Annotated in this window: 4 protein-coding genes; 2 read left to right on the forward strand and 2 right to left on the reverse strand. The window is 49.6% G+C overall.

The genetic code is table 11. The features are described from left to right. Complete coding sequence (locus ACYX34_RS14375; RefSeq protein ID WP_462077257.1) at positions 1-1428, reverse strand: MBOAT family O-acyltransferase; 1428 nt, start codon at positions 1426-1428, stop codon at positions 1-3. Positions 1429-1928: 500 nt separating this feature from the next. On the opposite strand from ACYX34_RS14375, the gene ACYX34_RS14380 reads away from it, so the two are divergent. Next, positions 1929-2363, forward strand: a complete 435-nt coding sequence (locus ACYX34_RS14380) for a hypothetical protein (protein WP_462077258.1) — start codon at positions 1929-1931, stop codon at positions 2361-2363. A gap of 390 nt (positions 2364-2753) precedes the next feature. On the opposite strand, the gene ACYX34_RS14385 is transcribed toward ACYX34_RS14380, so the two are convergent. Then, a complete protein-coding gene (locus tag ACYX34_RS14385) occupies positions 2754-4133 on the reverse strand; it encodes a glycosyltransferase family 4 protein (RefSeq protein ID WP_462077259.1) in 1380 nt (459 codons plus the stop codon). 624 nt (positions 4134-4757) lie between these two features. On the opposite strand from ACYX34_RS14385, the gene ACYX34_RS14390 reads away from it, so the two are divergent. Continuing rightward, a complete protein-coding gene (locus tag ACYX34_RS14390) occupies positions 4758-5969 on the forward strand; it encodes a right-handed parallel beta-helix repeat-containing protein (RefSeq protein ID WP_462077260.1) in 1212 nt (403 codons plus the stop codon). The last annotated feature ends 506 nt before the right edge of the window (positions 5970-6475 follow it).

Consider the following 6475-nt stretch of genomic DNA (forward strand, 5'->3'; position numbering starts at 1 on the left):
TTAGAACTGAAAGTAGATAAACTGGGTTCCGCTGTCCACACCGAATAGGACTACGACAAAGAAGAGAGCCACCGCATAGACCATCCTAAAGCCAATGTGAAAGGAATCCTGATGTTCCCAGTAGTCTGTCATCCGATTGAATACATCTAGAGATAAAAGCACAGCTATAGCAAAGAGAGCCTGAGGAATGACGCTCGCATCCCAGAACAACGAGCCATGGTCAAATGCGATCTTTCGAAAAATCTGTCCTGCAGTTGCTAGACTATCGGCTCGAAAAAATATCCAGGCCAACAGAACAAGATGGAAAGTGAAAATCAGCTTGAGAGCTTGAATAACAAGGATCGGCTTCCCCCGTCGCTTACCAGGGAACAAGAAACGAGTAGCGTGGCCTGCCAGGCGGTAGACCACCATGTATATACCGTGCACCCCCCCCCAAGCAATAAAGGTCCAATTCGCCCCATGCCAAAAGCCGCTCACCAAGAACACGAGAAATAGATTAAAGCTATTTCTCTCAACTGAAACTCGATTTCCTCCAAGAGGAATATATACATAATCACGAAACCATGTGGATAGCGAGATGTGCCAACGTGACCAAAACTCAGGGATGGAAGTTGAAAAATACGGCGTCTCAAAGTTCTTCATGAGATCAATACCATAAACTCGCGAAGCCCCCCGAGCAACGTCGGAATAACCAGAAAAGTCTGCGTATATTTGAAACGCAAAGAAATACGTAGCCAAAAGCAGGCTTGTGCCGGTGTGTCGACCAGCAGAATTATAGACAGTGTCAACATACACTGCAAGGTTATCAGCAACAACCACCTTCTTGAAGAGTCCCCAAAGCATCAATGAGAGTCCTTCGCCCAATCGCATCCAGCTGAATGCTTTCGGCTCATGAAACTGATGCAGCAAGTTCTGCGGGCGCTCGATTGGGCCTGCCACTAATTGCGGGAAATACATAACATACAAAGCATATATCCCAATGTGTCTCTCCGCGCGCTGCTTACCACGGTAGACCTCCAGGACGTAACTGAGGCTCTGAAATGTGTGGAACGAAAGTCCGATAGGTAAGATGATGCGGAGCGCTTCAATAGGGTAGTTCCAATGAAGAATTGAAGCAAGAGCCTCGACATTTTGGTTGAAGAAATTAAAATATTTAAAAAAGAACAGCACGACACAGACCGAGGCAACGCTCAGCAGCATGTACAGACGCTTTTTATGCGGAGCTTCAGTATTTTCGATCCAGATCCCCGCGAAGTAGTCGATGATGATCGTTGTGAATAGGATAAGAATGTAAATGGGAATGAAAGACATGTAGAAAAAGCAGCTAGCACTCAGCAGCATTGGCCAGCGGAGCCAGTGTGGCAAGACAAAGTAAGCACTGGTCACCACAATGAAAAACACAACAAAATCAAATGAATTGAACAGCATATTCAAACTGTGTACGTTAAGAGAAACTGCCTTTTACATGAAGCGAGGACAACACAGATAAACCCAACTCACAGGCGCAACTGCAACCAATAGAAGTGACTGGGGTTGGTGGGACAATTTCTGTCCGTTCATGAGCAGCGCCTGGCGAATGCGGCCTATGCAGCGACAGGCCGTGCAGGCCTTCGGTCATCATAATACATGTTCTCTGTTGACAGCTCGCCAGTGCGCAATAGGGATACATCTGATGGGTGGAATGCCCCTAGCTGGTTGAGACCTACGATAAATGGCCGCACGATCAACCATTCTAATTAGGTCAATCACCTAATACCTCCCAACGGCGTACCCCTCGTGCCTTAGCAGGTCCCATGGCATGCGAGCTCTGACAAAAGTATTCTGCAGATGCAACTCAACGATCCACCACTTCAAAGCCAGTGACTGCAGGTAATAGCCGGTCGAACGGGCCAACGCAGGAGTTGGCACTAACGCACGCTCGGCAAGGGATGCGTACGCTTGATCATCGCTTTGCGCTCAGAAATCCCGTCTTGGGGAGCACCCCTTCTATACAATCACTCTCCAAGGTCGGGCAAACTCCCCTACGACAGACAGCGCAGACAGAAGCCCACATCCTAGATGCCACTTGGCAGGCGCCAGCCGACTGGGCGACACACTGGAGTACCCACAAGCTAGCAGCCCAGCTCAGGGTCAGTCACATGCGGATGGCGCAGGTCTTGGCAAAACATGGACTCAAGCCACATCGACTGGAGCGCTATATGGCATCCACCAACCCGGATTTCGAGGCGAAGGCCGCGGACATCATCAACCTGTATCTGAACGCGCCTCAGTATGCAGCCGTGTTTTGCGTAGATGAGAAAACCGCCACTCAGAACTTGGCTCACAAAGATCCGGTTCTCCCACCGGTCAAGAGATTCAGGTGATTGCCGATAGCCTCTCAGTTCACAAGACCACTCGAGTCACCGAGTTTCTATAGACCCACACGACGGTGCACCTGCATTTCACGCCGACGTATTCATCATGGCTCAACCACGTTGAACTGTGGGTTCGCTAAGATCGAGCGCGACGTGATTGCCTAGGCGATCTTTAGATCGGTCAAGAACCTCGACGAGAAACTGAACACTATATGCATCACTACAATAAGGTCCCCACGATCGTGAAGTGGGAATACGGTAATCGGTCTAGACGCATCGGTCCACAATTACCCGTTACAGGCCACTAGGCAGTGATCTGAGTGGGGTGGACGCTGAACTGCCTCACCACTTCAGCCAGCGTCTTGTCACCTGTGACGACGGCCAACACCCACCTAAGCCTTAACCTTGGCCCCATGATTTTGTCTCGTGCGCTTGATTGCCTCGCTCCTCTCGTGAGCCACCTTCTGGTGGTGTGGGTAAAGCCAGGCTACTACTTACCTTGCTGTCCGAATCTCTAGAGCCCCCTCCAGAATAGGATGGATCATCCTGACCAAGGTATCCAAAACGGCCAATCACACCCAGTAACAACTGATGCAGATGCTTCGCAATCTCCCTCCGGCTATACAGTTGTTCAGCCGCGTGGCGACCTGCCGAACCAAGTTCTCGCCGCAATGCTGGATCTGAAGCGAGCCGACGAACTGCCTCTGCCAGCCTCTGAACATCGTCGTAGGGAACGACCAGCCCAGCCCGTGCCTCGAGCACACGGCGAGCCCCCTCTCCTCCTCCAGCAAACAAGATCGGTAAACCACTGGCCATCGCTTCATAAATTTTGCTAGGCACAGCGCCAGGGATTGAAAATTTAAGGACATGAAACCCAACAGTGGACGAAGCAAGCAACGCGGGGATTTTCTCCTTTGGTTGGGCGTTGAGCAGACACACATTGTGAAGACCTTCAGCTTTGATTCGGCGTTGCAACAACTCACGATCCGCTCCATCTCCGATCAACACAAACTGGACATGATTCAAATCTCGCACTGCTGCCGCAACATCAAGGACAAGGCTCAACCCCTGCGCTACCCCCATGACTCCAGCATAGATAAATGTCAGTCTGGCCTGATTGCCTAGCAGCGAGCGGGCCTGATCGTCTGCAAACTGAGAGCCAAACCTAGTTATGTCAACACCGTTCGTAATAACCTCCGCAGGAGTTAATGGACATCGCCGTCGCACCGACTCAATAATCTCATTTGATGTGCCGGTTACGAGTGCTGCCCTTCGGTAGTAGGACAACTCAAGAGCTTCGGCCGTTGCAAGCACCAGTCCATTCCTGACGATGCCCATGAATTTGGCCGACTCCGGCCAAAGATCTGAGACATTGAAAACCATTGGAATGCCCCATCTCCCAGACAAACGCACGCCAGCATGCCCAAGGAATAAGGGAGGTGATTCAACAAACAACACATCTGGCTTGGTGCATAGTGTGGGTCCCCAGCGAAGAACTGAATTGATAAATGAAAAATAGCACCTCAACCTATCAACGAATCCCTTCTGCGCAGGACGCAGCGGCACCCGTACTACGGAGAGTCGACCAATAACTTCCCTCACGGGCTTCCTCAGGTCATACCCTTGAAAAACTCGTCCTGTCGGGTAATTGGGCAGAGCAGTGAGAACTTCCACCTCCCACCCCAGGCTGGATAGTTCCTGCCCCAGCTCAAACAGACGTGTCTGAGCAGCACCGATTTCAGGTGGAAAATATTGCGTTAGCAGAAGAATGCGCGGCATGGGTTCTTACTACCTAAATCAGGGGCAATTCCTACACGTACCCGCTCACCATCTCAAGGAGTTGAGAGCGGAAATTTGGTCTCATAATTTGAACTTAAACATTCCACGTAGCTTGTCCGAGAAGTCTTCGAACCTAAGTTCTATGATACCCTACTACTTGCTGCAGGGAGCTTCATTGAACGCGAGCATCAGCCCCCCCCCCACCATATCAGCACTGAGCAATGATTACCTCGGAACCGTGCCCCCGGATTCATACAGTCAAAAATTCCGAACCAACATGAAGCTTGACCTGGCCCTCAGCCCCCTTAAAGAGCTGATCACTTGACCGTCTTGACCTAACAGTCGGTACTTGATGAGCAAGCCCCTTACTTCTCTCTGAAGAACGCAGCTGTATAGGAAGCCATACGATATCTACACTGACCACCAATGTTTATCAATGTACAAAATCAATACAATCCGTAGCTTGCGGTTATATAAGATCGGCACATTATTTGCTAACCATGTGTGAGCTTTGTAACCAAAGAGACGCCCACAGGTGTGATAGTGCTTCATTCATCTGTTTCTCATAATCATCTAATGGCGCCCTTCGTGATCATAACTTCTTATTGTTGATGAGGCATCATAATGTTAACTAGCTTGACAAAATTTCGTCACTTTCTCTTCATTCCAACCTGCGGAGTGATATTTCTCTTCGCTCTGGGAGCCCCCCTGATCGCACAAGGCACGACTTATTATGTATCGCTCACGGGAAAAGACTCAAATTCTGGCACCTCAACAAGTGCACCATTCCGAACTCTTTTGAGAGCTGTCCAACCATTGGACCCAGGGGATACCCTTTACATCCGTGGCGGTACATGGACAGAACAGCTAGACCTCATGAAGTACAACACGTCTGGCACATCCGGGAAATATATTAAGATTTCCGGATACCCAGGCGAGACGGTCACAATTCGATACGCCGAACCGATTTCAGGAGGATACGGCCCGATCAAGGCGAGAGGAACCAGAGGATATTTGATTTTCGAGAATTTTGTATTAGACGGAATCAATATGCCACCTGCTACAGGCTGGCAGATCGATGGCTCAAACCATCATTTTGTTCTCCGCAATCTTGATATCAAGAACTTTCGATATAACGGGCTATACACAGCAGGCAACGACATCCAAGTCATTAATTGCAAAATACACGACAATAAACCACCCACCTCAACAGGCTACTACTACGGAATCTATGCTAATCGTAGCTCTAACCTACTAATCCAAGGCAATCAAATCTACAACAACTCTGGTGGCGGGCTGCATCTCTATCCCGGTCCGCACTCAAACCCGATAATACGTAATAACTCGATAATGCACAATAATTATCAAGCCCGTGCATCAGTTGGAGGAATCATTCTTTATAGTTCAGCAGGACCCATTTCCAATGCAAAAATCTACAACAACCTTGTGTACAGAAATGGGACCTCTTCTTCCGGTCCTGCAACTGGGATTCGCCTCGTTAATACGACTAGCACGAAAGTTTGGAACAACACGATCTACGGAAATAAAACGTATGGACTGCAAATCTCGTCTGGCAGCTCAACCACGGCTCAGAATAACATCCTCTATGGAAATGGGACTGCCAACTATTCCAATCATGGCAGCAATACAACATATACTAACAATGTTACAACAGATCCAAAGTTCATGAGTGCCTCTTCCAACAACTTCCAACTTCAGTCAAGCAGCCCTGCTGCAAACAAAGGAGTTGCGTTAAGTAGCGTCCTCAATGATTATAGGAATGTCCCAAGGCCGAAAGGCGCGACCCATGACATTGGAGGTTACGAGAACTACTGAGAATCATCCGTCGAGTGACGTTTGCATAGAGAGACCCAGTCAGTAATTGACCTATGCAGGTTTCACTATCCTTTCGTGCCTACCCATGTAGACATAGGTTTCCTGGCTATCCGTCGAGACCTCTCTTAGTGCATTTCTCGTAAGAGATCCTCGGATGCGTTGCATCTGAGGCTCCCCCATATCTTCCAGACCAAACTCCACATTAGAGACATCTGCTTATCACGCATTCCGCAACAGCATACTTAAGCGAAGATTCTTGCCGTGTGGGATGACCTATCCTGCTCCCCTTGAAATGGAGACCACCTTCACGACATGGTCCTAAGCGGACCGAGGAGGTGGCGAGATGGCAACAGAGACAACCGAACCAATCGAGCGCTGGACGGCCAAGCGGCGTGTCGCACTGGTGATCAGCCTCCTGAAGGGCGAGACCTTCGTGGCGGAGGTCGAAGGTTGGCGGGAGAAGTTTCTGGCCGGAGCCGAGAACGCATTGCGCACGCGCCCGAGGG

This window comes from Nitrospira sp. CMX1, assembly GCF_054902215.1.

Bases quoted from the DNA above. Each gene is read 5' to 3' on its own strand.
- ACYX34_RS14380 (WP_462077258.1), top strand. From the start codon at position 1,929: ATGCGTACGCTTGATCATCGCTTTGCGCTCAGAAATCCCGTCTTGGGG.
- ACYX34_RS14390 (WP_462077260.1), top strand. From the start codon at position 4,758: ATGTTAACTAGCTTGACAAAATTTCGTCACTTTCTCTTCATTCCAACC.
- ACYX34_RS14385 (WP_462077259.1), bottom strand. From the start codon at position 4,133: ATGCCGCGCATTCTTCTGCTAACGCAATATTTTCCACCTGAAATCGGT.
- ACYX34_RS14375 (WP_462077257.1), bottom strand. From the start codon at position 1,428: ATGCTGTTCAATTCATTTGATTTTGTTGTGTTTTTCATTGTGGTGACC.